The organism is Cohnella lubricantis, from assembly GCF_014212015.1.
Lineage (GTDB): Bacteria > Bacillota > Bacilli > Paenibacillales > Paenibacillaceae > Cohnella > Cohnella lubricantis.
Genome location: NZ_JACJVN010000018.1, coordinates 1 through 23,367 on the forward strand (window position 1 = coordinate 1; position 23,367 = coordinate 23,367).

Here is a 23,367-nt window from a genome sequence, read left to right on the forward strand (position 1 = left end):
CCGAGTAACTCGGCCCCGAATGGGCGCGGCGCGCAGGAGTTGCTCGGCCAAACCGAGTAACTCGGCTCCGAAGGGGCGTGCCGCGCAGGAGTTACTCGGCCAAACCGAGTAACTCGGCTCCGAAGGGGCGAGCCGCGCAGGAGTTACTCGGCCAAACCGAGTAACTCCGCCCTGAAGAGGCGTCCCGCGCAGGAGTTACTCGGCCAAACCGAGTAACTCGGCCCCGTAAGGGCGTGTCGCGCAGGAGTTGCTCGGCCAAACCGAGTAACTCGGCTCCGAAGGGGCGTGGCGCGCAGGAGTTACTCGGCCAAACCGAGTAACTCGGCTCCGAAGGGGCGCGGCGAGCAGGAGATACTCGGCCAAACCGAGTAACTCGGCTCCGAAGGGGCGCGGCGAGCAGGAGATACTCGGCCAAACCGAGTAACTCGGCTCCACAGGGGGCCTAGGATAGGCCATTAGGTCTTCTTGGCGAAATTCGGGAAAAAATGATAAACTGAAACTAACTTTTGGGCGCTTGGACCGGGGGGATGAGCATGTACCGCTCGCAGGACGAAGAGCTGAAGCGCGAGCTGCGCCGAATCGTCTCCGCCCGCCGCGACGAATTGACGGCTGTTCAGCGAGAAGAGTTGTCAACGCGGCTGGCCGAAGCGGTTCGCAGCGAAGCGCTCGTCCCGCTCGAGCGCCGACCGGGCCGGCCGCTCGTTGTGTGCGTCTACGGCGCGTTCCGCTCCGAGGCGGATCCATCCGCCGTCGAAGCGTGGTGCCGCTCGCGCGGACACTTGGTCGTCGCTCCCCGGATACGGGACGACGGAGAGGGCATGGAGCTGCGCTTGCTGGCTCAGGCGGAGGATTGGAAGCCAGGCCGGTGGGGCGTGCCGGAGCCGGATCCCGCACGGACGGAGCTCTACCCGCTGGACGGTCCGCTGGACGCCGTGCTCGTGCCTGGCCTCGCCTTCGACGGGTATGGCGGAAGGCTGGGCTACGGCGGAGGCTACTATGACAGGCTATACGCGGAGCGGGCGGCGAAGCTTGCGGCGGCAACCGCTCAAGCACGGGCAACCAGCGAAGCGGAGCCGCCATCTGCATCCGCAGCAGGAGCTGGAAGCGCCGCAGCTTCCGAAGCACCGGGTACGCTGTGGCTCGGCTTCGCCTATGAGATCCAGAAGATTGACAGCCGATTGCCGCAGGAGCCGCATGATCTGCCGCTCGGCGGATTAGCGACGGACGCAGGCATCACGTGGTTCGGGAGGGGGAAGACGGATGGAGCAGGCAGCGAACTCGGAACCGCTGACGCACTTTAACGAGCAAGGCCGGGCGCGGATGGTCGACGTCTCGGATAAGGAGGTCACGGCGCGCGCAGCGACCGCCGAGACGAGCGTGAAGATGCGCCCGGATACGCTCCGGCGCATACTGGACGGCGGCGTCGCCAAGGGCGATGTGCTGGCGGTCGCACAGGTTGCGGGCATACAAGCCGCTAAGCGCACGTCCGATTGGATCCCGATGTGCCATCCGCTTCCGCTGACAGGCGTGAACATCCGGTTCGCCGACAACGGCTCGGATATGCTGTACATCGAAGCGGAAGTGAAGACGGCCGGCAAGACAGGCGTCGAGATGGAGGCGCTGACGGCCGTATCCGCCGCCGCGCTGACCGTCTACGATATGTGCAAGGCGCTGCAGAAAGATATGGAGATCGGGCCGACGCGCTTGCTGGCCAAGAGCGGCGGCAAGAGCGGGGACTATTCCGCAGCGCAAGATGTCCGGGGCGGCTGACAAAGAGAGAGACTGTCACGGCAAATACATTTTCAGAGGCGACATTGCTCGTCTATTCGTTAAGCGGCATCATGGCTTGCGGCGAATCGCAGTCGCTGCATACGTTGCTTGCGTTGGCATTCCGGGAGCGGAGGGGGAACGAAGTCATGCCTTGGAAAGTAGCTTTGTTATCGGCAAGCGATAAAGGTTCAAGAGGCGAGAGCGTAGATACGAGCGTTCAGGTCATCCGGGAGCTGGTGGAGGAAGAGCTGGACGGGGAAGTCATCGAATACCGCATCGTGCCGGATGAGACGAGTGAGATTCAGGCGGCGCTGATCGAGATGGCGGATTATCATCAAGCCGACCTCATCCTGACGACTGGAGGCGCAGGACTTGGCCTTCGCGACGTCACGCCGGAGGCGACCTTGAAGGTGGCGGAACGGAGCGTTCCCGGTATGGCGGAGGCGATGAGAGCGAAGGCGATGCTGCGGACGCAGCGCGCGATGCTCCACCGCGGCGTCGTCGTTATTCGAGGGCGAACGCTGATCGTGAACCTTCCGGGAGACCCGAAGGGCGTGCACGAGCTGCTGATGGCGATCATCGAGGTGCTGCCGGCAGCCTTGCTGCAAGTGAAGGGATTGGGGAGGGAGATTGACGCATGACGGATTCGAGTTCGGCCGCAAGCGGCGTGAACGAGAAGCGGATCGGACAGTCGCTCCTCCGCGAGGTGAAGGTAGAAGACGCGGTCGGCCTGCTGCTTGCGCATGACCTGACGCAGATTGTGCCGGGTTCGTTCAAGGGGCGCTTGTTCCGCAAGGGGCACAGGGTCGAGGAAGCCGACATTCCCAAGCTCAAGGATATCGGCAAGGAGCATCTGTACGTCATGGAGCTTGCGCCCGGCGATCTGCATGAGGACGACGCCGCGCTGCGGATGGCGCTGGCGCTCGGCGGTCCGAACACGACCCGTACCGAGCCGCATGAGGGCAAAGTGACGTTAAAGTCCGCGATGACCGGTCTTGTGAAAATAAACAAGGATGCCGTCGATCGGATCAACTCCATCGGCGATATCGCCTTGGCGACGGTCACGTCCGGCCGCGTCGTTCATCCCGGCGATGCGGTAGCCGCCACGCGCGCCATTCCGCTCATCGTGCCGGAGGCGAAGGTTGCCGAAGTCGAACGAATCGCGGAGGATTATCATCGCGCCGAAGGGGCGCGTCCGATCGAGATTAAGCCTTTCCGCAAGCTGCGGGCGGGTTTGCTGACGACTGGAACCGAGGTCTACTCGGGCCGCATCGCCGACAAGTTCGGCCCGGCCGTCTCGCGCAAGCTGCAGGAGCTGGGCTCCGAAGTGGCGGAGCAGCGCTTCGCGCCGGACGATCGACAAACAATTGTCAATGAAATTCTCTATTTCCTAGACTTAGGCTATGATATGATACTGGTGTCCGGCGGGATGTCCGTCGATCCGGATGACCGGACGCCGGGAGCCATCGCCGACGCAGGAACCGATATCGTCAGCTACGGTACGCCGATGCTGCCGGGATCGATGCTGTTGTTCGGCTATCTGCGAGGAGTGCCGATCTTCGGATTGCCGGGGTGCGTCATGCACGACCCTTATACATCCTTCGACGTGCTGCTGCCTCGCGTGCTGGCAGGCGAGACGATCGTCCGAGAGGATATCGTCCGCATGGGATACGGCGGTTTGCACCGCTGATCCATCGATGAGCAGCAACCAAGCTAGAATACTGGTCAGCTATCAAACAACATGGAACGGGAGGCGTTACGATGGCAGGCATCGGCGCTACAGGGTTTATCTTGCTGGTTATAGTCGCTCTTCTCTTGTTCGGACCGAACAAGCTTCCGGAGCTCGGCAAAGCTTTCGGCCGCACGCTGCGCGAATTCAAGAAGGGCGCGAACGGCATTATGGAAGAACAGGAGGCGGCTCCCCGCAGAGTGGATGTGTCTTCTTCCTCCGAGACGGAGCAGCCCAAGACGGAACGCCGCCTTCCGGAATAGAGGGATGGCATGACGGATCGTTCCAGCTCCGCCGAAGCCCGTTCGCGGGATGAGCGAATGGGCTTGATGGACCATATCGGCGAATTAAGGAAGCGCCTGATCTACATCATCATCGTGCTTGTCCTCGGGTTGGTAGGAGGCGTGTTCGCAGCTAGTCCGCTGTACGATTATCTGGTCAATCGGACGCCTGCCGGACGGATCGAGCTCAGCGCCTTCTCGCCTTGGGACGCCATCGGCTTGTACATGAAGTTCGCCTTAGTCGTCTCCTTGGTCGTGGCGATCCCCTTCGGGCTATTCCAGCTCTGGTCGTTCGTACGGCCGGCGCTGGGCGAGAAGGAGCAGAAGGCGACGCTTCGCTACGTGCCGGGGGCTTTCTTCATGTTCCTGGGAGGACTTGCCTTCGGGTACTTCATCGTGTTCCCGATGGCCTACCTATTCGCAGAGAACGTGACGAACAGCATGGGATTGAACCAGCTTTACGGCGTTAATCAATACTTCTCGTTCATGTTCAATATCGTTGTGCCGCTGGCGGTATTGTTCGAGCTGCCCGTCGTCGTGATGTTCCTGTCGCGGATCGGCATCCTGAACCCGATTGTGCTGAAGAAGCTGCGGAAGATCGCTTGGTTCGCGATGGTCGTGCTCGGCACGGTCATCACGCCGCCGGACTTCATCTCCGATCTGCTCGTCGCGGTGCCGCTCATCGCGCTGTATGAGCTCAGCGTGCTGCTATCCAATTGGGCGTTCAAGAAGCGCCAAGCCAAGCTCCGCGCCATGGAGCTGGCAATGGAAGCGTCCGAATGAATCGGGCGGTATTGGGACAAACTGGATAAGCCAACACGTACGGAAGCAGACCCGAATCGATGAGCGGGTCTGCTTTTTTTAACGGAAAAGGGCTTGAAAACCAATCGCAAAATCAGTATCATAAGAGATGGTTATTAGCACTTCCCATTATTGAGTGCTAACAACTCAAATCTAACTATTTAACCTATTTACAAAGGAGGCTATTTTCATGATCAAACCTTTGGGTGATCGCGTACTTGTAGAAGCGAGTGCCAAGGAAGAGAAAACCGCCAGCGGAATCGTTCTGCCAGATACGGCGAAGGAGAAGCCGCAAGAAGGAACCATCGTCGCGGTAGGCAGCGGCTCGCTGAACAAGGATGGCGCGCGCGTTGCGCTTGAAGTCAAGGTAGGCGACCGTGTGCTGTTCTCCAAATACGCCGGAACCGAGATCAAGTACGAAGGCAAAGAATACTTGATCATGAAGGAAAGCGACATCCACGCGATCGTAGGTTAATAGCCTGCGTTATTCGCGCGAACGACATAAGACAGACGATTGCCAATACGTAACGAATAATTGAGGAGGGTTATCTAGATGGCTAAGGAAATCAAGTTTAGCGAAGACGCGCGCCGCGCGATGCTCCGTGGTGTTGACTCGCTTGCCAACGCCGTTAAAGTGACGCTCGGCCCGAAAGGCCGCAACGTCGTATTGGAGAAGAAATTCGGGTCTCCGCTGATCACGAACGACGGTGTTACGATCGCGAAGGAGATCGAGCTGGAAGACGCGTTCGAGAACATGGGCGCTCAGCTCGTGAAGGAAGTCGCTACGAAGACGAACGACGTAGCGGGCGACGGCACGACGACGGCTACGGTTCTGGCGCAAGCGATGATCCGCGAAGGCCTGAAGAACGTCACCGCGGGCGCTAACCCGATGGTCGTTCGCAAGGGTATCGACAAGGCGGTTCGCGCCGCTGTCGAGGAACTGAAGAAGATCTCCAAGCAAGTCGAAGGCAGCGCCAACATCGCGCAAGTCGCTGCGATCTCCGCCGCTGACGATGAAGTCGGCCAGCTGATCGCCGACGCGATGGACAAAGTCGGCAAAGACGGCGTCATCACGGTCGAAGAATCCAAAGGCTTCAACACGGAGCTGGAAGTAGTCGAAGGTATGCAGTTCGACCGCGGCTATGTATCTCCGTACATGATCACGGATACGGACAAGATGGAAGCCGTCCTCGACAACCCGTACATCCTGATCACCGACAAGAAGATCTCCAACATTCAAGAGATTCTGCCGGTGCTGGAGAAGGTTGTTCAATCCGGCAAGCAGCTCTTGATTATCGCGGAAGACGTAGAAGGCGAAGCGCAAGCCACGCTGATCGTCAACCGTCTGCGCGGCACGTTCACTTGCGTAGCTGTCAAAGCTCCTGGCTTCGGCGACCGCCGCAAGGCGATGCTGGCCGACATCGCAGCTCTGACGGGCGGCCAAGTGATCACGGAAGAGCTCGGCCTTGAGCTGAAGTCGACGACGCTGCAACAGCTCGGTACGGCTCGCCAAGTTCGCGTCAACAAGGAGAACACAATCATCGTTGACGGCGCTGGCGACAGCAGCGACATCCAAGCTCGCGTCAACCAGATCAAAGCGCAGATCGAAGAGACGACTTCCGACTTCGATCGCGAGAAGCTCCAAGAGCGCCTGGCGAAGCTGGCTGGCGGCGTAGCCGTCATCAAGGTCGGCGCAGCTACCGAGACCGAACTCAAAGAGCGCAAGCTGCGCATCGAAGACGCCCTGAACGCAACCCGCGCTGCGGTTGAAGAAGGCATCGTCTCCGGCGGCGGTACGGCTCTCGTGAACGTATACAACGCTGTCGCTGCTGTTGAGGCGGAAGGCGACGAGAAGACGGGCGTGAACATCATCCTGCGCGCGTTGGAAGAGCCGATCCGCACGATCGCTGCCAACGCCGGCCAAGAAGGCTCCGTCATCGTCGAGCGCCTGAAGAAGGAGCCGGTAGGCATCGGCTACAACGCCGCTTCCGGCGAATGGGTCAACATGTTCGAAGCCGGCATCATCGATCCGGTGAAGGTAACCCGTTCCGCGCTGCAGAATGCAGCTTCCGTCGCGGCTATGTTCTTGACGACCGAAGCGGTTATCGCCGACAAGCCGGAGAAAGAGAAAGCTCCTGCGGCTATGCCTGGCGGCATGGACGGCATGGGCGGCTTCTAATCGAGCCGTAACGCGTCAAATAGATAAAGAGGGGCAGTTCCCCAAGGTTCGCAGTACTGGAACCTTGCGGGGACTGCCCCTCTCTAGGTTAGGCATGGGGTTCGTTCTAGCTTGCTCTAATCTTGCGATACTTGACGAAGCTGCCGATCCGCCAGACGGCAATGTAGAGGAAGGCCATCATCATCGCGAGCAGTGCGAACGAGGAGCTGTCCAGCGTCTTGAAATATTCGGACAACGCAAGGCGGATCGCGATGATCGCCAGCAGGATGTATTTGAAGTACGGGTTCGGGATCGTATACACTTGCCCGTCTTCACGCTTCTCGTATCTCGTGTGATAGAGCATGACTCCACCGAGTACAAGGCCGACGAGCCCTGCGATCAGCATCTCCCAAGCGGCAGGATAATGGAATGGCTGCTCCGGATCGTGTGTCAGCGCGGTGATGGTGGAGCTAAATACGGCAAGCAGCACGACAACTGGGATGAGCATGCCGAAGCCGTTGCGGCGAATGGGACGCGCTCGTCCCGTGCGGCGGCTTCTCAGCCAGAACACCAAGACAATCACCACGATCATAATGCCATAGCTAATGGATTGGGAATTGTTCATAAGAGAATCATCCTTTCAGGCAGAGCCGCTGCTTCATGACGAGCAGTTGCGGCTATCCCTATCATAACAGACAACGGCAGATCGGGCGAAAACCCGAATCTGCCGTTGTCGTGTAACAGCGGAGCGGTAACCCTACAGTCTGAATTGGCTCACTGATTGCTTGAGGCTCTCGACGATGCCGCGCAGCTGCTCAGACGCATGCGAGATGTTCTCGGCCAGCGCGAGCTGCTCCTCGGTCGCCGCCGCCACTTCCTGCGTCTTGCCGGATACCTCGCGAGCCGCCGTCGCCGACTGCTCCATGCTGGCCGCGACCTCTTCGGAGCTTGCGGACATCTGCTGCGTGATGGCAGACGTCTCGTGCACCTGCACGGCGACTTGCTTAACGGCTTCGAGGATGGCCGTGAAGTCCTGCCCGACCTCACTTAGCTTCGCTTCCCCTTCGCTGGACTGCGAGAGCGTGGCGCTCATGAAGCCGGATGCCTTCGCGATCTCGCCGCGCGTCTCTTCGATGAGCGCGCTGATCACTTCGGCCGACTCGAGCGAGCCGGCGGCCAGCTTGCGAATCTCTTGCGCGACGACGGCGAAGCCTCTGCCGTGCTCGCCGGCCCGCGCGGCTTCGATGGAAGCGTTCAGCGACAGAATGTTCGTCTGGTTGGCGAAGGACGTAATGTTCTCGGTAATCTGCCCGATCTTCTCCGACTTGTCGTTCAACTGCGCGACTGTCTTGGACAGAGACTGAATCCCTTGGAAGATGCTCTCCATCTGCTCCTTCAAGCTCTGCATATGGCTGTTGCCCAGCTCGGCTTGATCGGAGGCGCGCGTGGACAAGTCCGCGATCGAATTCGTATTCTCGGCGATCCGTTGGACGCCGATCGCCATCTCTTCGACGGCGCGGCTGGACTCTTCCGCGATCGTCGTCTGCATCTCCGCCTGCTCGGTCACGGCTTGGATATGCTCCGCGACATTCGTGGAAGAAGCCGCCGATTCCTTCGCGCCGATCGAGAGCTCGATGGAGGATGCGGATACGGTGTGGGTATTGTCGGTGATATGACCAACCAGATCGCGCATTCTCCCAATCATCGCATCGATCGCTTGGTTCAAGCGGCCCAACTCGTCCTTGCGGTACTTGGCTTCCGGCATCGCCTGCAGGTTGCCTGCCGCCACAAGCGTCGTCTTGCTTAACGCCTTGTTGATGGAACGGCCCATATAACGGATCAGGAGGTAGCCCAAGACGAGAATCGCGAGCCACTCAATGGATAGCGAGATCCATGTGATTGTTTGGGATGAATCGTTCGTTCTCTGCATCTCGGCAGTCTGATCTACGGCGTATTGGTTGATGATATCGCTCAGAATATCAATCTTCCCGCGGGTGCTGTCGAACATCGTGGAGAGCTCCTTCTCCTGTTCGATATCAGTGGCGGTATGCCCTTCAATATTGGCTGACGTCTGCTGCACCCACTGATTGATCTCCGTCTGGAGACTCGAGAGCAGCGCGCCCGCTGTCTGATTCGTCTCCGGGTCGATCAGTTCGGTCATGCTGTTCGCCTTGAGAATAACGGCAGCATCGGTAAGACGCTCGTTAAATTGCGTTGCGTTCTCTTGGAAGTCCTTCTGGAATTGCTCATAATCCTGCGGGGGCAGACCTGCGAGACGAAGCAGGTCATAAGCTCGAAGAGCTTGATACATATCCCGGTCCGCTTGAACGACTAGATTGTTCGACTTGAACGAGGCCTCGTAGAGCGTGTTCTTCATCTTGCCGATGTTGGAAGAGTTCGTGTTCAACTGCATAACGGCTGTTAATACGAAGAAAAACATAGGGATTAGAAGCAGTAGAGCTAGTCGGAATCGGATCGAACGCAACATGGAAGAGACCACTCCTCGGAGGTAGTGCATAGGTTCCCTGTGATAGCGCTTTAGTGAATGAGAAGCTATGTCACTGTATATATCGGGAGTTCTGGTGCAGTTTTATAGAGATTGTTGTCGAAAATCAGTAAAAAAGGGACCAGGCGTCATAGAATAGTCGCCTACTGGCAGTAGGGCTGCCAAGATAAAACGGCAGGTCCAGACATTCGTCTGGATCTGCCGTTCGGTTAACAGAGGGTTACAGCTTGAACTGGCTCACGGATTGCTTGAGGCTGTCAACGATGGTGCGCAGCTGCTCGGACGCATGCGAGATGTTCTCCGCCAGCGCTAGCTGCTCTTCGGTTGCCGCAGACACTTCCTGCGTCTTGCCGGCAACTTCGCGTGCCGCTGTCGCAGACTGCTCCATGCTCGCTGCGACTTCTTCAGAGCTGGCGGACATCTGCTCCGTGATCGCGGACGTCTCGTGCACTTGCACCGCGACTTGCTTAACGGCTTGCAGAATCTCGGAGAAGTCCTCTTCGACTTCGTTCAGCATCGCTTGTCCTGCGTCGGATTGCGACAAGGTCGAGTTCATATAGCCGGAAGCCTTCGAGATCTCGCTGCGCGTCTCTTCGATCAAGGAACTGATGACTTCTGCGGATTCGAGCGAGCCTGAAGCCAGCTTGCGAATCTCTTGCGCGACGACCGCGAAGCCTCGGCCATGCTCGCCGGCTCTGGCGGCTTCGATGGAAGCGTTCAGCGATAGAATGTTCGTCTGATTGGCGAAGGACGTGATGTTCTCGGTAATCTGCCCGATCTGCTCCGACTTCTCGGTTAACTGCGCGACCGTTCGGGACAGAGATTGAATGCCCTCGAAGATGCTGTCCATCTGCTGTCTCAAGCTATGCATGTGCGTGTTGCCTTCTTCAGCCTGCTCGGAAGCGACATTGGCGGCGTCCGCGATGACGTTCGTGCTCTCTGCGATGCGTTGAACGCCGACAGCCATCTCTTCGACGGCTCGGCTGGACTCCTCGGCGATGTTCGTCTGCACTTCGGCTTGCTCCGTCACTTCTTGAATGTGGGCGGCGACATGGTTGGCAGAAGCGGCCGATTCCTTCGCGCCCGTCGAGAGCTCGACAGCGGAAGCGGCGACGGCCTGGGTATTGTCGTTGATCTGACCGACCAGCCCGCGCATTCGCCCAATCATCGTATCTACCGCTTGAAGCAGCTGACCAAGCTCGTCCTTCCGATACTTCTTCTCCGGAGCCGGCTGCAGGTCGCCGGAAGCCACGAGCGTCGTCTTGTACAGCGTCTTGTTGAACGATCTGCCGAAGTAGCGAATAAGCAGATAACCCATGCTCAAGATGAGAACCCACTCAATCGCCAGACAGATGATCGTAATCTGCTTGTTCGATTGAGTCGATTGATTCAAATATTCAGTCTCGTCATGGGCATATTGGGCGATCATGCTGTTTAAGCTGACGATTCCCGCACGGCTCGCTTCAAAGTTGTCGGCAAGCGCGAGCTCCTGATCGATATTGACGGGTGTATTGTTCTGAATGTTGGCAGACGCCTGGTCATGCCAAGCTTGGATCTGCGTATCGATGTTGGCGAGCGTCTGCTCCACCGTCAAGCTCGTCTCGGGATCCGTTAAGGACAGCATATCCAATCTCTTCATCAAGGCGGTGAGCCGGGTGATACGAGAGTCTACCCAGTGGGCGCTCTCCTCGAATTCCTTCGCGATCTGATCGTGCTGCTCTTGATTGAGCTCTGCGAAACGCAGCATGTTATATTTGGACATGGCCTCATAGGCGTCTCGGTCAGCTTGAACGGTCAGATCGTTCGTCTGATACGTGCCTTCAAATAGAATGCGGTCCATCTTATCCATATTGGATGAGATCGTGTTCAGCTGCATAAATGCCGTTAGAACGAAGAAGAACATCGGAATTAACAGCAGCAGAATGAGTCGGAATCGAAGGGTACGTGTGAACTGGATAATGCGATTCGTGCGACGGTTCATTATTTTCTCTCCTCGGCTATGGTGCATAGATCCCCAGGTGTGCTGTCTCTCACTGGAAGCTATGTCTAAATAGTTTATCGGGTTCCAACTAGTGGTTTTTAGAGATATTCGCATAGAAAATGATACAAAAGGACTGGTCCGATTGTGATTTAATGCCTTGTCAATAGAGTCTCTAATCCTTCCGCTATGCGTATTGAGCTCTCGGCGTCCGATACGCCGTCTTCGATGCACCACCAAGCCGACAGGACGGAGTGGCAGAATGTCCAAGCGAGTATACGCTGGGCATCCAGCTCCAGCTCGCGGGCGAACAGCCTTGCCCGTTCGGCAATTAACCGGGTTGCAGCCTCGGGTTCATCCGGCAGGCGGTTAATCAAATATTGGACGGGCTCGAAAGCGGGTTCGCCGATGACGCCTTTCGGATCGATCGCCAGCCACGGCTCGCGCTCCGCGGAGAGAATGTTCTCATGATGCAGGTCGCCATGCAGCAGCTGCAGAGGCGAGGAGATCGTGGCATGCAGCTGCTCATAGCCAGACTCCGCCGCGCCAACGAGCCGCTCGGGCAGCGGTCCTGTTCCGCCGTCGAATCGGGCGCGGAGCTTCTGCAGGCCGAGCGCCCAATCCCGCGTCGTCGGGAAGCGGCTGCCTGCCGGCGCGGGAGTTCGCAGCTTGCGAATGAGTGCGCCGGCAATCCGTGTCGCCTCGGCGTCGTCCTCGACGGATAGGAGCGTTCGTCCCGGCGAGCACCGCTCGAGCAGCAGAATCCCGCGCTCAGGCTCCGCGTCTGCGAGCCGAACGGCGCCTCTCCCTTCATATAGACGAAGCGCATCGAACTCGCGCATGCTCTCCGGATCTTCCGGCACGCGCAGCTTCAGCACGTATTCGCGCCCGTCCGCGCCGTCGGCTGGAGCGACGTAATTGTAGCTTAACGGGTACGCTTCCCGAATCGTGAGATTCCACCGTTGTTCGCAGTGCTGAATCAGCGAATCGAAGCCATCCAGCCAACGGGCTCCATTCGCTCCATGTACGCTTCGCACTGTCTGTTGGAACTTCATTGGCAGCCGTTCCATACGCCGCATCCGCCTCCATCTTCCATTTCCATTTTAAGAGAAGTGTATCACATAAGAAGCCTATCGGTGTTGTGTCACATATTTATAGTCCGAATGGCACTATTCTGAATTCATCGCGAGGATCGAGGTGTGTTATCTTGAGCATGTGTCGTATATTTGAAGTGAGGGGGCGTGCGGAATGATTCGAGCAGCCATGATCAGCTATTGGCATGTGCATGCGGAGGATTATACCCGGCAAGTGCTGGACAACCCGGGGACGGAGCTCGCGGCCGTCTGGGACGAGATCCCCGAGCGGGGACGGGAGAAGGCGAATAAGTACGGCGTGCCGTTCATCGATTCGTTGGATGAGCTGCTGTCGCGAAGCGACATCGACGCGGTCGTCGTGGACGCGCCGACGAACTTGCACCGGGACATTATGGTCCGGGCCGCTCGGGCGGGCAAGCACATTTTCACCGAGAAGGTTGTTGCGCCTACCCTTAGCGAAGCGAATGCTGTCCTGGAGGCCGTTCGGCAAGCAGGCGTGAAGCTCGCGGTATCGCTGCCCAGGGTGTACGACGGGTATACGCGGACGATTCTGCGGGTGATCGAAGAAGGGACGCTTGGCCGGCTGACGCTCGCTCGTGTTCGGCTGTCGCACAATGGCGCGACCGCAGGCTGGCTGCCGGAACACTTCTATTCGAAGGAGCAGTGCGGCGGCGGCGCTCTGATCGATCTGGGCTGCCATCCGGTCTATCTCATACGGCTGTTCCTCGGGTTGCCGGATGAAGTGAGCGCCCGGTTCGGCTATGTGACCGGCAAGGAAGTGGAGGACAACGCCGTTGCGATTATGACGTATGCGGACGGAGCGATCGGCATCGCGGAAGCAGGCTTCGTGAACAGCCACTCTCCGTTCTCGATCGAGCTGCACGGCACGGACGGCACGCTGCTGTTCGGCTTCCCGGAGGAGAAGCTGCTCGTTCGCAGCAGCCGGCTTGGCGACAGCTGGCGCGAGATTCCGCTGGAGGATCGGCTGCCGTTCGCGTTTGACCAATGGGTGAAGCACGTCGAGGAAGGCACGGAAGCGGCCGAGAACGTGGAGCTGGCCTTTGATCTGACGAAGCTGATGGAAGCGGCGAATCTATCCGCTTCGGATGGCAGCGCGGTTCGGTTGGCGAACTTGCGTGATTAGGCGAAGGCGCAGATATGGCGACTGGCAGGGGCATTGGCGATTGCAATGGGAATCTTCAGCCCGCGATATTTAGATAGCGCATACATATGGAGCGGAAGGAGCGATCGGCATGCAGATGGCTAGCCAGCGGGAGGATCATGCGGGACGGAAGGCTGCGTCAGCGCCTTTCCCGTTCGCGAGGATGGAGCGCAAGCGGTATGCGCTGGACCGCCTTGACCTGCAATTGCGCTGGGGCCGATACGGCATTCGCGTGCTGCGCTGCCATCTGGCGTCATTCGGTCCGGGGCAAGTCATCTCCGCGCATAAGCATTCGGAATATGAGTTCCACTTCATTCCGAGAGGCAAAGGCTCTGTCACTATTGGCGGAGTCTATTATGAGCTGCGGGAAGGGCTGTTCTATCTGACCGGCCCGGACGTTGTCCACGAGCAGCGTTCGGACGAATGCGACCCGATGTATGAGCTGTGCCTGCATTGCGAGATCGTTCCGCTGGACGAGGCGCCGGCAGAAGGCTGGGGCGACTCGCTGGAGCTGCGGGAAGCGAGGGATTGCGTACAGCTGTTGGAGACGATGCCAAGCGTTCCCGCATGGGACCGTTATCATGCGATGGGCTGCTTCCTCGAAGCATACCGGGCATGGGAGGAGCAGGCGGTCGGATTCTACACAACGATGAAGCAGACGATCGTGCAGATTCTGCTGCGCGCGGCTCGCGTGCATGCGTCGCCGGAGGCCTGCGGCAACATCCCGGAGCGGGATATGAACGATCATCGATTCCGGCTGGCGGCCCAGTTCATCGAGGATAACGAAGCCGGGCCGATCACGCTGGAAGAGGTGGCGGAGCGAGTGCAGGTGAGTCCCCGGCAGCTGCAGCGAATCTTCCGGAGCGAAGGCGGGACGACGTTCAGCGATTGGGTCGAGCATGTTCGCCTGCAGCGCATCGCGGATGAGCTGCTTCGGTCGCAGCGCCCGATCGAAGCTATCGCGCTCGATCACGGCTATGCGACGCCGAATTACTTGTATCCAGTATTCAAACGCAAGTTCGGCATGACGCCTGCCGCTTATCGCCGGCTTCACGGCGTTCGGCAGCCGGCTGGCGGCGATTCGCCGGATGAAGCGCTATCATCGGGATAACGACGGAATAAGGATCGGGAGGAGAAGTCACTGATGAACATGGTGAAAATCGGCATTATCGGCACGGGCGGCATCGCCCGCGCGCACGTATCGGCTTACCGGAAGCTGCCTTTCGTACAGATCGTTGCGGCAGCCGATGTCATCCCCGGTAGAGCCCGCGAATTCGCGGAGCGGGAGGGGCTGACGGACGCTGCTGCCTACGACAGCCATACTGAGCTTCTGGCCGCCGATCTGGATGGCGTCAGCATCTGCACGCCGAACGTCTCCCATCATCGGACGGCGGTGGATTCGCTTCGCGCGGGCAAGCAGGTGCTGCTTGAGAAGCCGATGTCGGTCACGCTGGCGGAAGCATTGGATATGGTGAAGGCGGCGAAGGAATCGGACCGCATGCTGTCGATCGGATTCCAGCCGAGGTACGATCCGAACATGAAGCGGCTGCAGGAGATCGTTCAGTCGGGTCGCCTCGGCCAAGTGTACTATGTCGAGACGGGGGGCGGACGACGCCGCGGCATGCCGGGCGGCACGTTCATCAGCAAGACGCTTGCCGGCGCAGGGGCGATGGCCGATATCGGCTGCTATTCGCTCGACATGGCGCTGAACACGTTGGGCTATCCGCGGCCGCTGACAGTATCGGCGTTCACGGCGAATCACTTCGGAACGAATCCGCTCTATCATCCGGAGGCGAACAAGTTTGAAGTAGAAGACTTCGGCGTCGCAATGGTCCGCTTCGAGAACGATCTGACGCTGCAGTTCAAGATCTCCTGGGCGATGCACATGGATACGCTGGGCGCCACGATGTTCCTCGGGACGGACGCCGGACTGAAGGTGACGCCGGCTGGCTCAGGCCCGTGGTCGGGCGTATGGGATGGCGCGATCGGCTCCATGACCATGTTCCACGACGACTTCGGCGGCCATACGTCGACGGAAGTGCCGCTGATCGGCCACCAGCTCAACCTGTTCGACGAGAAGGTACGCGACTTCGCTGAGGCAGTGCGGGACGGCCGTCCGGCTCCGATTCCGGGCGAACAGATTCTCATCCAGCAGGCGATCATCGACGGCGTGCTTCGCTCCGCGGACTTGCGCCGGGAAGTATCGGTCCAGTTGCCGGTATAAGGCGGCGCTCGACGGGCGATTGGTCTGTCCTTGTCCGTCGAGTTGAGGTTCTGCTTCCGCAGCCGTCATCGTAAGTTTAATAGGCCGTTCGTTCCGGCGTTCTTGCCGTCACGAACGGCCTGTTCATGTTGGCGCTGCTGCCCAACCTATCGCGGCCCAATCCGCCGCCGCCCAACTCGCTGCCACCCAATCCGCTTGCGCGGGGGCACTAATTGTATGCTGTACACTTATTTTCGTCGAATTAGCGCGATTAGGAGCATCTAATTGCAATTGGAGCTACCGAAGTGCATGACGCCATAATGCGTCGGATGTGCTGCAAAGCCGAAGTCAAGGCCGCGTTTAATGCGTCGAATACTGCGATCTCTTCGTCGCTGATCCGGCGCAGCGTCAGATTGCGGAATACTTCGCCGCCCGTTCCTGTGTCCTCACCGAGATACTCGTGCCGGTACGCCAGCTCGTTCCGCTCCCGGAGGCTCTCGGCCTCTAGGTAGAAACCACTCCCGCGGAACGCTGCGATAATCGCTGTAATTTGTCAGCCAGCCGGGAGGCGGGTTTTTGCGATACTCATGGACCCAGCGCTTTCGATTCTTCGGCGGGTTGTAAGAGTAGAACACTCGGTAACCGTGGCCGCCACGCAGCAGCGTCTGGTTGATCGAGCGAATATCCTCGACCCCGAATTCGTCTGCCTCCTCGTACCAAACGGATTTAAAAAAGCCCTTGCGGAGTCGCAAGGACTTGATCTTGATTGGGTTATCGGCACCGCGGAATATGATCCGCTGCCCGGTCGGCTTATAGACGATCTGCATTGGCTTTTGATTAATGTTCCCAAAATTGGAATCAAAAAACGGATGTCCTGGATTTAAGGACATCCGTTTTCCTATTGGCTAAACTGTGAACCTAGCCGAAGCTGAAAAATTTTTCCGGTAATAGGTGGTACTAGAAGATGTGGAAGAATAGCTCCAGCCAATATTGACTAGTTCCCCAATGGTGAGTCCAGTCTCTGTAGAAAACTCTTCTACTACAGCAGTTTCTGCATATCCACTGACAGCAAAAACGAATTGAGTGTCGCTTTCTGGAATTGAAGAAGCGTAATTCTTATAGATTTGGAAATGTCCTCCGCTACCAGGAGATATATAAGCTGAGTCGGTGTCGTTAAAGTTAATTCGATAGACTACGCTTGCGCCCATCATAAGCTGTTCGAGTTGAACCAAAACACCTGCTCTTGCAGTTATATTACCTCCAAGACTTATGCTAAATCCATATTCTCTATACTGATACGTAGCTGTAGAAGCTTTTGTGAGCGTTTTTGGCTCTAGTTGTGCAAGACTTCTTCCAGTTCTCTGTGCAAATTCCTCAGCTGTTATCTCTTTCACAGTATAACTCTCAATTGGAACATCAGAACTGATTGTGGTGACATCAGTTAGTGCATCATTCGCAGAGACAAATGTAGTATTTGCAGTAAAACCAGATACAAAAGGAGTTGGAGTAGACGTGTCGTTGGAGGCAGCAGATGCAACTCCAGTCAAACTAGTAGATACTGCGACAATAGTAAGTACAGATAACAAAGACTTTTTTAGCGACTGTTTTCTCAACTTTATCTTCTCCTTTTTTCATCCTAAACCATTTTTCGAGCTAATTTGGAATAAGGAAAACCGCCAATCAATTTTAACCTACTTTTCTTTTTTATTCCAAATTACCCTTATATAATAAGACACACCATTTAGGCATTTAGTTGCATTCGTAAAGAAAAATATATTAAAGTTCATTTTATGTAATACATCCTGTCGAAATCGGCTAGGCCCCCTAATTCCGAAGTCTACACCGTACGAATAATGTCTTTCGTATGATTGCTCATTTTTTCAACCAATTACATATCTCTTCATCCAGCCGTTGAGCGTGTTGTCCTTGATTTTCAGTTCGCGGGCGACTTCCGCCACCGCCTTTCCGCTTTCCTTGACGTACTGTACCGTCTTACGCTTGTATGTCTCGTCATACAGGGGCTTTTTCATCTCGACACAATCCTCCGATTCTGCTTCATTTCATCAGTGTAATCTGTGTCTACTATTCAGTCTAGCATCAGCGACTCCTTGATTTGTTCGTCGCTCACCTTGTGCCCTTGCAACGTCAGGGAGTAACCTGGACAAGGACGGCCTCTTTTGACGTCAGGAGCGGCTGTCCATTGCTTCGTACGCTTGAGACGCTAATAGTAGGTTGACTCCGCCAGACCTATGATTCGCAACACGAGGGTTGCAATGTTCCCCTGCTTAATAAAGCGGTCGGCTAAATCGTATTTTTCGGATAAGCAGGGTTCTGCCCTTTTAAGAGCTCACGCAGAATTTCGATTTCAAGTTCCTTTTCGCCGAGCACCTTCATGGCCTTGTCGTACTTCTGCTCGACTTCCTGAAGCCGCTTTAGCTCTTGAATTTGATGAGCTGCCGGCGGGAGATCATGGATGTCCACTTGATCCCGGACATTGCTTCACGTACTACCTCGAGACGCACTTCCTCGTACAGCTTGTTTGATCGTCGCATACTGCTCGTCCCCCCCTAAAAATACAATAATATATTGTAGGTTAGGACTCCAATTCAATTAGGGGGCCGTGGAGATGGTACACTTAATTCGGCGGCATCGAGCTTAAATGCCAGTTGAGGCGCCAACTAAGTGCAGATATGCAACTAGGTCTCGGAAATAGCGAGGCGGGCGGCAACTAAGTGTACTTTTACAACTCGATCCTGCCCGACTGCCAACGCGATCCCTGAAATCTGCTTCTGCTTAGTAACCTTCTACCCAATCATACCTGCTGTCTACTTCTATCCAATCATACCTGCTGTCTACTTCTACCCAATCATACCTGCTGTCTACTTCTACCCAATCATACCTGCTGTCTACATCAACCAATCCATACCTGCTGTTTACTTCTGCAAATCCGTACCTCCTGTCTACTTCAGCCAATCTACATCAGCCAATCTGCCTCTGCCTGATCTGCCTGCCACACCACCCACCCGCCATCTGAGCCGAAGGGATAAGCGCAAAAACGCCAAAAAACCCAAGTGTTCGAGAAGATTTCACGATTGGGAGTAGGCTAATTACATAATATACATTATACTAAGTATAACAATTACTATCGGGATGTGGACAAGATGAAGAACCAGCCGCTGTACAAGCAGATCCAAGATGAGATCAAAGAGCTGATTAGAGAAGGCAAGTTAAGACCCGGCGACCGGGTTCCTTCCGAGAAGGAGCTGGCCGAACAGTTCCACGTCAGCCAGATCACGAGCAAGAACGCGCTGATCGGACTTGCGGACGAAGGAATTCTTATCCGGCATCAAGGCAAAGGAACGTTCGTGAATCAAGACGTCCTCAGCGCGCATATTCCAAGCCTGCACGCCGCCGCCGCGGACGGCAGGCAGAAGAGGGGCCTGATCGGCTTGATCGTGCCCACCCTTCGGACGAAGGTCGAGCAGCGCATCGTTCAGCACATCGAACGGTTCGCGGTTCAGCATGGCTATCAAGTCATTCTGCGCATCTCCAGAGAATCGCAGCTGAACGAGAGCGAAGCGATCGAATCGATGATCGCCTGCGGCGCGCAAGGCATTATTATTTTCCCGACGGAAGAAGAGACCTACAACGAGGACATTCTGCGACTGTCCTTGAACAAATTCCCGCTCGTGCTCATCGACCGCTATCTGAAGGAGATCCGCACCTACAGCGTGAGCGCGGACAACATCGCGGGAACGTACGAGGCCGTGTCGTACATGCTGCGCCAAGGCCATGAGCATATTGCGCTTATCTCTCCAGAGATTACGAATACCGTTACCGAGGATCGGGCGAGAGGCTTCGAGAAGGCGTTCTCGGACCAGAACCTGCCGATCAACAAGAACATGTGGTGCATTGTCCGGCTGGAGGAGGTGCACGACCGCAACGTTAGCAGTCTGATCCGCGATTTCCTGGCGGATCGTCCAGAGATTACAGCGGCTTTCGTGATGAATGCGGAGCTGAGCCAGACCGCGTTCCAGGCGCTGAAGAAGCTGGAGAGGCCGGTTCCTGAAGACTTCCTGTTGTTCGGATTCGACGATCCGGATTGTCCGGGTGTCTGCTACGTAGAGCAAGATGAAGAGGCCATGTGCAAGCAGTCCGTCTCCTTCTTACTGGAGCAGATGGAGGGGACGTTTAACCCGCAGCGGGTAGCGATCCCCGTCAAGTTAAATATAAAGGTATAATATATACTAAATAAAGTATATTAACATATCCCTGGATGAAGTAAGATACGAGGTGTAAAGCGGTTACAAACGCAGAGCCGCTATCATGTATCCGCTTTCGCTATCTTGTATAAATACAGGGAGGTTGAAGCAGTGAAGCTCAAGCATCTTACTGCCGCGACGACAGCAGTCGCATTGATGGCAGCGCTTACAGCCTGCGGATCTGACAACAATGGAGGCAGCGCTTCGCCGGCTAACAACAGCGGAAGCGCGTCGACTAGCGCAAGCGCTTCCGCGGGTGCTTCCAAGGAGAAGGTTGAGATTTCCTTCATGGGGCACGCGGAGCCGAATGAGAAAGAGATTTTCACCAAGCTGATCAAGTCCTTCGAAGAGAAATACCCGAATGTGAAAGTTAACTATACGAGCGTACCGCCGGCCGAGTATGACCAGAAGCTGACGACGTTGTCCGCTGCCGGCAAGATGCCGGACATCTTCTATACTTCCGGACCTGCATTCTATCGTTATGCGGAGGCTGGCACGATCCTCGATATTCAGCAGTATCTGGACCAGACGGATCTGTTCAACCCGGACAACGTGTGGAAGCAAGCGCTCGACCGGTACCGCTATGACGGCTCTCAGCTCGGACAGGGCGATCTGTACGGCCTTCCGAAGGACGTCGGCCCTTGGGCGCTGGCGTACAACAAAGAGCTGTTCGACAAGGCAGGCGTCGCCTATCCGCCGGCTGAAGCAGGCAAGTGGACATGGGACGACTATCTGAAGGCTGCACAAGCGATTACGGAAGATACGAACGGCGACGGCAAATTCGACATCTACGGCGCGGCGAACTTCCCGCTCGAAGGCGCGGTCTGGGCGAACGGCGGCGATTATGTCGATTATGCGACCGGCACCGTCAAGATCGACTCGCCGGAATTCGCCGAAGCGATGCAGTGGGTAGCGGATTTGACCTTGAAGCACCACGTCGCTCCTTCGCCGGAAGACGTGCAGGCCATGAACGCCTACTCGCGGTTCATCGCTGGCAAGATCGGCATGTTCCCGATGGGGCCGTGGGATCAGCCGGCGTTCTGGGATCTGCCGTTCGGCTGGGATCTCGCGGCATGGCCCTCCAGTCCGAAGACGGGCGAGACGTCGACGTGGCTTGGCTCGATGGGCTTCGTCATCTCCAGCAAGACGAATCATCCGCAGGAAGCGTTCGACCTGGCCTCGTTCCTGTCTCTGGATCCAGACGGCCAGAAGCAGAACATGGAGCTGGGCCAAGCGGTGCCGAACCTGATCGACATGGCGACGAACGACTACATGAACAACGGCAAGGCGCCGGAGCACAAGGAAGTGTTCCTGGATATCGTGAAGGAGATCGGACATCCGCCTGTTGAATACGGCTCCAAGAACACGGAGTGGCTGGATACGTTCAACCAGGATGCCAGCAAGGTGTGGACCGGCCAGATGTCAGCGGCGGACTGGCTGAAGCAGGAAGCGCCGAAGCTGCAAGAGCTGTACGACAAAGGCAACAAATAGAAGGCTGAACATGGAAGGTGAAGGAGCAGTCGCCCTTCACCTTCTATCAATAGTTGGAGGGAAGGGAGAGAGCATCTTGACGAACAAAGTTCCCGGCTACCGGCGCAAGGAGATGCTGTGGGCCTATGCGTTCGTAGCGATACCATTGCTCGGCTTTGTCATTTTCGGTTTAGCGCCTTTGATTGCTTCTGCGGTTCTGAGCTTCACGAAGTGGGATATGATTACGCCTCCCGAATTCATCGGCTGGGCGAACTATTCGGGTATGTTCGGCGACGAGAAAGTGTACAAGGCCTTCTTCAATACGACCTTCATGCTTATTCACGTTCCGCTTGGCATGATTGTCTCGCTTCTTCTGGCGGTTCTGATGAATCGGAAGATGAGAGGCATATCCGTCTTTCGGACGATTTATTATATTCCGGTCATCTCGCCGATCGTGGCGGTCTCTATTCTGTGGCAATGGATGCTGAACAATGACTTCGGCGTCATTAACCAGACGCTCTGGAATTGGTTCCATATTACCGGCCCGAACTGGCTCGGCGATCCGAATTGGGTGAAGCCGTCCCTTATCGTGATGGGATTGTGGGGCGGCGTCGGGTCCAACATGGTGCTGTACCTGGCCGGACTGCAGGCGATCTCCTCTACTTATTATGAAGCAGCGGAAGTAGACGGCGCGAGCGGTTGGCAGAAATTCCGAATGATCACGCTGCCGCTGCTGTCCAACATCCACTTCTTCGTCATCGTGATGGGTGTCATCGGGACGTTCCAAGCCTTCAGCCAAGTCTATGTCATGACGCCGGACGGCGGACCGGAGTACAGCGCAGGGACGGTTGTCTTCAACGTCTTCGAACATGCGTTCAGTTACTTTGACATGGGCTACGCGAGCGCCGAAGCGTGGGTGCTTGGCGTGATTATCTTGCTGCTTACCCTCGTTCAATTCCGCTTGTCGAAGAGATGGGTCTATAACGACTGATCCGCGGCGCAATCGAGTAACGATACTGGAGGAGTGCTTATGCTTATTCGGCGCAGGCTGAACACAGCCATTGCGATTCTGATTCTGCTCGCCGGCTCGGTTATTATGCTGGCTCCGTTCGTCTGGACGATCTCAACTTCCTTGAAATATCAACAGAACGTATTCGATCTGCCTCCGAAGTGGATTCCGAATCCGATGACCTTCGACAACTACAGAGCCGTATGGGAAGCCGTGCCGGTCTTGTACGGCTTCTTGAACAGCGCGCTGATTGTCGTCTTCGTGCTGACGATCGGCTTGCTGGTCTCGTCGATGGCTGCCTACGCGTTCGCGAAAGTGAGTTTTCCTTATAAAGATACGATCTTCATGTGCTTAATGGGCACCATGATGATTCCATACTCGGTCGTCATGATTCCTCAATTCATTGGCTTCTCGCATTTGAATTGGGTCGATACGCTGCTGCCGCTCATCGTCCCGGGGCTGTTCGGCAACATTGTCGTCATCTTCTTCCTGCGGCAATTCATGCAGGGTGCCGTGCCGACGGAATTGATCGAAGCGGCGAAGCTCGACGGCAGCGGCTTCTTCCGCACGTTCGCCACGATCGCCATGCCGATCGCCAAGCCGGCGATTGCCGCGCAAGCCGCGCTCGGCTTCATGGGCATCTGGAACGACTTCTTGGGTCCGCTCATCTATCTGCATACGACCGAGAAGCAAACGATTCAAGTCATGATCGCCTCCCTGAAGTCGATGTATATCGGCAGCTCGAACTATCCGATGATCATGGCGTCTTCCTTCATCGCGATGGTTCCGGTCATCATCGTCTTCTTCCTCTGCCAGAAATACTTCGTGGAGTCGCTCGCGATCAGCGGCTTGAAGGGATAAGAGCCGTGCGGAGGCCTATCGTTCGACGGTTCGCTCGTTCCTTCAAGCTCTTGTCAGCCTTGCTGGCTCTGATGGCCGTGATC

General features: G+C 56.7%; 23 protein-coding genes. 15 read left to right on the forward strand and 8 right to left on the reverse strand.

Annotated elements, in window-relative coordinates; all coding sequences use genetic code 11:
• Positions 1-533: 533 nt before the first annotated feature.
• The 8 genes from H4Q31_RS04160 (at position 534) to groL (ending at position 6,760) form a co-directional block, all read left to right on the forward strand.
• The gene (locus H4Q31_RS04160) at positions 534-1,301 is read left to right on the forward strand and encodes a 5-formyltetrahydrofolate cyclo-ligase (protein WP_185177812.1); all 768 of its coding nucleotides are present in this window, start codon (positions 534-536) and stop codon (positions 1,299-1,301) included.
• On the forward strand, positions 1,261-1,770 hold the full coding sequence (moaC, locus tag H4Q31_RS04165; protein ID WP_185177813.1) for a cyclic pyranopterin monophosphate synthase MoaC: 510 nt from the start codon (positions 1,261-1,263) through the stop codon (positions 1,768-1,770). Before H4Q31_RS04160 ends, moaC begins: the two co-directional genes overlap by 41 nt.
• Positions 1,771-1,916: 146 nt before the next feature.
• Complete coding sequence (locus H4Q31_RS04170; protein WP_185177814.1) at positions 1,917-2,411, forward strand: MogA/MoaB family molybdenum cofactor biosynthesis protein; 495 nt, start codon at positions 1,917-1,919, stop codon at positions 2,409-2,411.
• Positions 2,408-3,460, forward strand: a complete 1,053-nt coding sequence (locus H4Q31_RS04175; RefSeq protein WP_185177815.1) for a molybdopterin-binding protein — start codon at positions 2,408-2,410, stop codon at positions 3,458-3,460. Before H4Q31_RS04170 ends, H4Q31_RS04175 begins: the two co-directional genes overlap by 4 nt.
• A 71-nt stretch (positions 3,461-3,531) precedes the next feature.
• Complete coding sequence (gene tatA, locus H4Q31_RS04180) at positions 3,532-3,762, forward strand: twin-arginine translocase TatA/TatE family subunit (protein ID WP_185177816.1); 231 nt, start codon at positions 3,532-3,534, stop codon at positions 3,760-3,762.
• Between the two features lie 9 nt (positions 3,763-3,771).
• A complete protein-coding gene (gene tatC / locus H4Q31_RS04185; RefSeq protein ID WP_185177817.1) occupies positions 3,772-4,563 on the forward strand; it encodes a twin-arginine translocase subunit TatC in 792 nt (263 codons plus the stop codon).
• A gap of 208 nt (positions 4,564-4,771) precedes the next feature.
• Entirely contained in the window at positions 4,772-5,056 is a 285-nt protein-coding gene (gene groES / locus H4Q31_RS04190; RefSeq protein WP_126961006.1) for a co-chaperone GroES, read from the forward strand.
• 78 nt (positions 5,057-5,134) lie between these two features.
• Positions 5,135-6,760 (forward strand): chaperonin GroEL, encoded by a 1,626-nt coding sequence (gene groL, locus H4Q31_RS04195; protein WP_185177818.1) that lies wholly within the window; start codon positions 5,135-5,137, stop codon positions 6,758-6,760.
• A gap of 106 nt (positions 6,761-6,866) precedes the next feature.
• Here groL and H4Q31_RS04200 read toward each other — a convergent pair whose 3' ends face one another.
• The 4 genes from H4Q31_RS04200 to H4Q31_RS04215 all read right to left on the reverse strand — a co-directional run bounded on the left by H4Q31_RS04200 (position 6,867) and on the right by H4Q31_RS04215 (position 12,293).
• Positions 6,867-7,364, reverse strand: coding sequence for a CcdC protein domain-containing protein (locus H4Q31_RS04200; protein WP_245347537.1), 498 nt, complete (start codon positions 7,362-7,364; stop codon positions 6,867-6,869).
• A 132-nt stretch (positions 7,365-7,496) separates the two neighbouring features.
• Positions 7,497-9,227 (reverse strand): methyl-accepting chemotaxis protein, encoded by a 1,731-nt coding sequence (locus tag H4Q31_RS04205; RefSeq protein ID WP_185177819.1) that lies wholly within the window; start codon positions 9,225-9,227, stop codon positions 7,497-7,499.
• Positions 9,228-9,465: 238 nt separating this feature from the next.
• Positions 9,466-11,226, reverse strand: a complete 1,761-nt coding sequence (locus H4Q31_RS04210; RefSeq protein ID WP_185177820.1) for a methyl-accepting chemotaxis protein — start codon at positions 11,224-11,226, stop codon at positions 9,466-9,468.
• 149 nt (positions 11,227-11,375) lie between these two features.
• On the reverse strand, positions 11,376-12,293 hold the full coding sequence (locus tag H4Q31_RS04215; protein WP_185177821.1) for an aminoglycoside phosphotransferase family protein: 918 nt from the start codon (positions 12,291-12,293) through the stop codon (positions 11,376-11,378).
• A 178-nt stretch (positions 12,294-12,471) separates the two neighbouring features.
• Here H4Q31_RS04215 and H4Q31_RS04220 point away from each other — a divergent pair, with 178 nt between their 5' ends.
• From H4Q31_RS04220 to H4Q31_RS04230, 3 genes are all read left to right on the forward strand, one after another.
• Entirely contained in the window at positions 12,472-13,461 is a 990-nt protein-coding gene (locus H4Q31_RS04220; RefSeq protein ID WP_185177822.1) for a Gfo/Idh/MocA family protein, read from the forward strand.
• A 109-nt stretch (positions 13,462-13,570) separates the two neighbouring features.
• On the forward strand, positions 13,571-14,590 hold the full coding sequence (locus H4Q31_RS04225) for an AraC family transcriptional regulator (RefSeq protein WP_245347538.1): 1,020 nt from the start codon (positions 13,571-13,573) through the stop codon (positions 14,588-14,590).
• Positions 14,591-14,623: 33 nt separating this feature from the next.
• Positions 14,624-15,703 carry a Gfo/Idh/MocA family protein gene (locus H4Q31_RS04230; RefSeq protein WP_376698209.1) on the forward strand — a complete coding sequence of 360 codons (1,080 nt, stop codon included), beginning with the start codon at positions 14,624-14,626 and terminating at the stop codon, positions 15,701-15,703.
• Positions 15,704-16,128: 425 nt separating this feature from the next.
• On the opposite strand, the gene H4Q31_RS21940 is transcribed toward H4Q31_RS04230, so the two are convergent.
• The 4 genes from H4Q31_RS21940 to H4Q31_RS04250 form a co-directional block, all read right to left on the reverse strand.
• Positions 16,129-16,572, reverse strand: a complete 444-nt coding sequence (locus H4Q31_RS21940; RefSeq protein ID WP_185177823.1) for a phage terminase large subunit — start codon at positions 16,570-16,572, stop codon at positions 16,129-16,131.
• Positions 16,573-16,587: 15 nt separating this feature from the next.
• Entirely contained in the window at positions 16,588-17,295 is a 708-nt protein-coding gene (locus tag H4Q31_RS04240) for a hypothetical protein (protein WP_185177824.1), read from the reverse strand.
• Positions 17,296-17,562: 267 nt separating this feature from the next.
• Positions 17,563-17,712, reverse strand: a complete 150-nt coding sequence (locus H4Q31_RS04245) for a transposase (RefSeq protein ID WP_185177825.1) — start codon at positions 17,710-17,712, stop codon at positions 17,563-17,565.
• 763 nt (positions 17,713-18,475) lie between these two features.
• On the reverse strand, positions 18,476-18,655 hold the full coding sequence (locus H4Q31_RS04250) for a hypothetical protein (protein ID WP_185177826.1): 180 nt from the start codon (positions 18,653-18,655) through the stop codon (positions 18,476-18,478).
• 188 nt (positions 18,656-18,843) lie between these two features.
• Between H4Q31_RS04250 and H4Q31_RS04255 the strand changes: the two genes are divergently transcribed.
• From H4Q31_RS04255 to H4Q31_RS04270, 4 genes are all read left to right on the forward strand, one after another.
• Positions 18,844-19,923, forward strand: a complete 1,080-nt coding sequence (locus tag H4Q31_RS04255; RefSeq protein ID WP_185177827.1) for a GntR family transcriptional regulator — start codon at positions 18,844-18,846, stop codon at positions 19,921-19,923.
• Positions 19,924-20,055: 132 nt separating this feature from the next.
• Positions 20,056-21,435 (forward strand): ABC transporter substrate-binding protein, encoded by a 1,380-nt coding sequence (locus H4Q31_RS04260; protein WP_311771683.1) that lies wholly within the window; start codon positions 20,056-20,058, stop codon positions 21,433-21,435.
• Positions 21,436-21,511: 76 nt separating this feature from the next.
• Positions 21,512-22,405 (forward strand): carbohydrate ABC transporter permease, encoded by an 894-nt coding sequence (locus H4Q31_RS04265; protein WP_185177828.1) that lies wholly within the window; start codon positions 21,512-21,514, stop codon positions 22,403-22,405.
• A gap of 39 nt (positions 22,406-22,444) precedes the next feature.
• Positions 22,445-23,284: a carbohydrate ABC transporter permease gene (locus H4Q31_RS04270; RefSeq protein WP_185177829.1), complete on the forward strand. Its 840-nt coding sequence runs from the start codon at positions 22,445-22,447 to the stop codon at positions 23,282-23,284.
• Positions 23,285-23,367 lie beyond the last annotated feature (83 nt).

Bases quoted from the DNA above. Each gene is read 5' to 3' on its own strand.
- H4Q31_RS04210 (WP_185177820.1), bottom strand. From the start codon at position 11,226: ATGAACCGTCGCACGAATCGCATTATCCAGTTCACACGTACCCTTCGA.
- H4Q31_RS21940 (WP_185177823.1), bottom strand. From the start codon at position 16,572: ATGTCCTTAAATCCAGGACATCCGTTTTTTGATTCCAATTTTGGGAAC.
- H4Q31_RS04175 (WP_185177815.1), top strand. From the start codon at position 2,408: ATGACGGATTCGAGTTCGGCCGCAAGCGGCGTGAACGAGAAGCGGATC.
- H4Q31_RS04160 (WP_185177812.1), top strand. From the start codon at position 534: ATGTACCGCTCGCAGGACGAAGAGCTGAAGCGCGAGCTGCGCCGAATC.
- moaC (WP_185177813.1), top strand. From the start codon at position 1,261: ATGGAGCAGGCAGCGAACTCGGAACCGCTGACGCACTTTAACGAGCAA.
- H4Q31_RS04200 (WP_245347537.1), bottom strand. From the start codon at position 7,364: ATGAACAATTCCCAATCCATTAGCTATGGCATTATGATCGTGGTGATT.
- H4Q31_RS04230 (WP_376698209.1), top strand. From the start codon at position 14,624: ATGAACATGGTGAAAATCGGCATTATCGGCACGGGCGGCATCGCCCGC.
- tatA (WP_185177816.1), top strand. From the start codon at position 3,532: ATGGCAGGCATCGGCGCTACAGGGTTTATCTTGCTGGTTATAGTCGCT.
- H4Q31_RS04205 (WP_185177819.1), bottom strand. From the start codon at position 9,227: ATGTTGCGTTCGATCCGATTCCGACTAGCTCTACTGCTTCTAATCCCT.
- H4Q31_RS04245 (WP_185177825.1), bottom strand. From the start codon at position 17,712: ATGAAAAAGCCCCTGTATGACGAGACATACAAGCGTAAGACGGTACAG.
- H4Q31_RS04270 (WP_185177829.1), top strand. From the start codon at position 22,445: ATGCTTATTCGGCGCAGGCTGAACACAGCCATTGCGATTCTGATTCTG.
- H4Q31_RS04170 (WP_185177814.1), top strand. From the start codon at position 1,917: ATGCCTTGGAAAGTAGCTTTGTTATCGGCAAGCGATAAAGGTTCAAGA.
- groL (WP_185177818.1), top strand. From the start codon at position 5,135: ATGGCTAAGGAAATCAAGTTTAGCGAAGACGCGCGCCGCGCGATGCTC.
- groES (WP_126961006.1), top strand. From the start codon at position 4,772: ATGATCAAACCTTTGGGTGATCGCGTACTTGTAGAAGCGAGTGCCAAG.
- H4Q31_RS04220 (WP_185177822.1), top strand. From the start codon at position 12,472: ATGATTCGAGCAGCCATGATCAGCTATTGGCATGTGCATGCGGAGGAT.
- tatC (WP_185177817.1), top strand. From the start codon at position 3,772: ATGACGGATCGTTCCAGCTCCGCCGAAGCCCGTTCGCGGGATGAGCGA.
- H4Q31_RS04215 (WP_185177821.1), bottom strand. From the start codon at position 12,293: ATGGAACGGCTGCCAATGAAGTTCCAACAGACAGTGCGAAGCGTACAT.
- H4Q31_RS04255 (WP_185177827.1), top strand. From the start codon at position 18,844: ATGAAGAACCAGCCGCTGTACAAGCAGATCCAAGATGAGATCAAAGAG.
- H4Q31_RS04225 (WP_245347538.1), top strand. From the start codon at position 13,571: ATGCAGATGGCTAGCCAGCGGGAGGATCATGCGGGACGGAAGGCTGCG.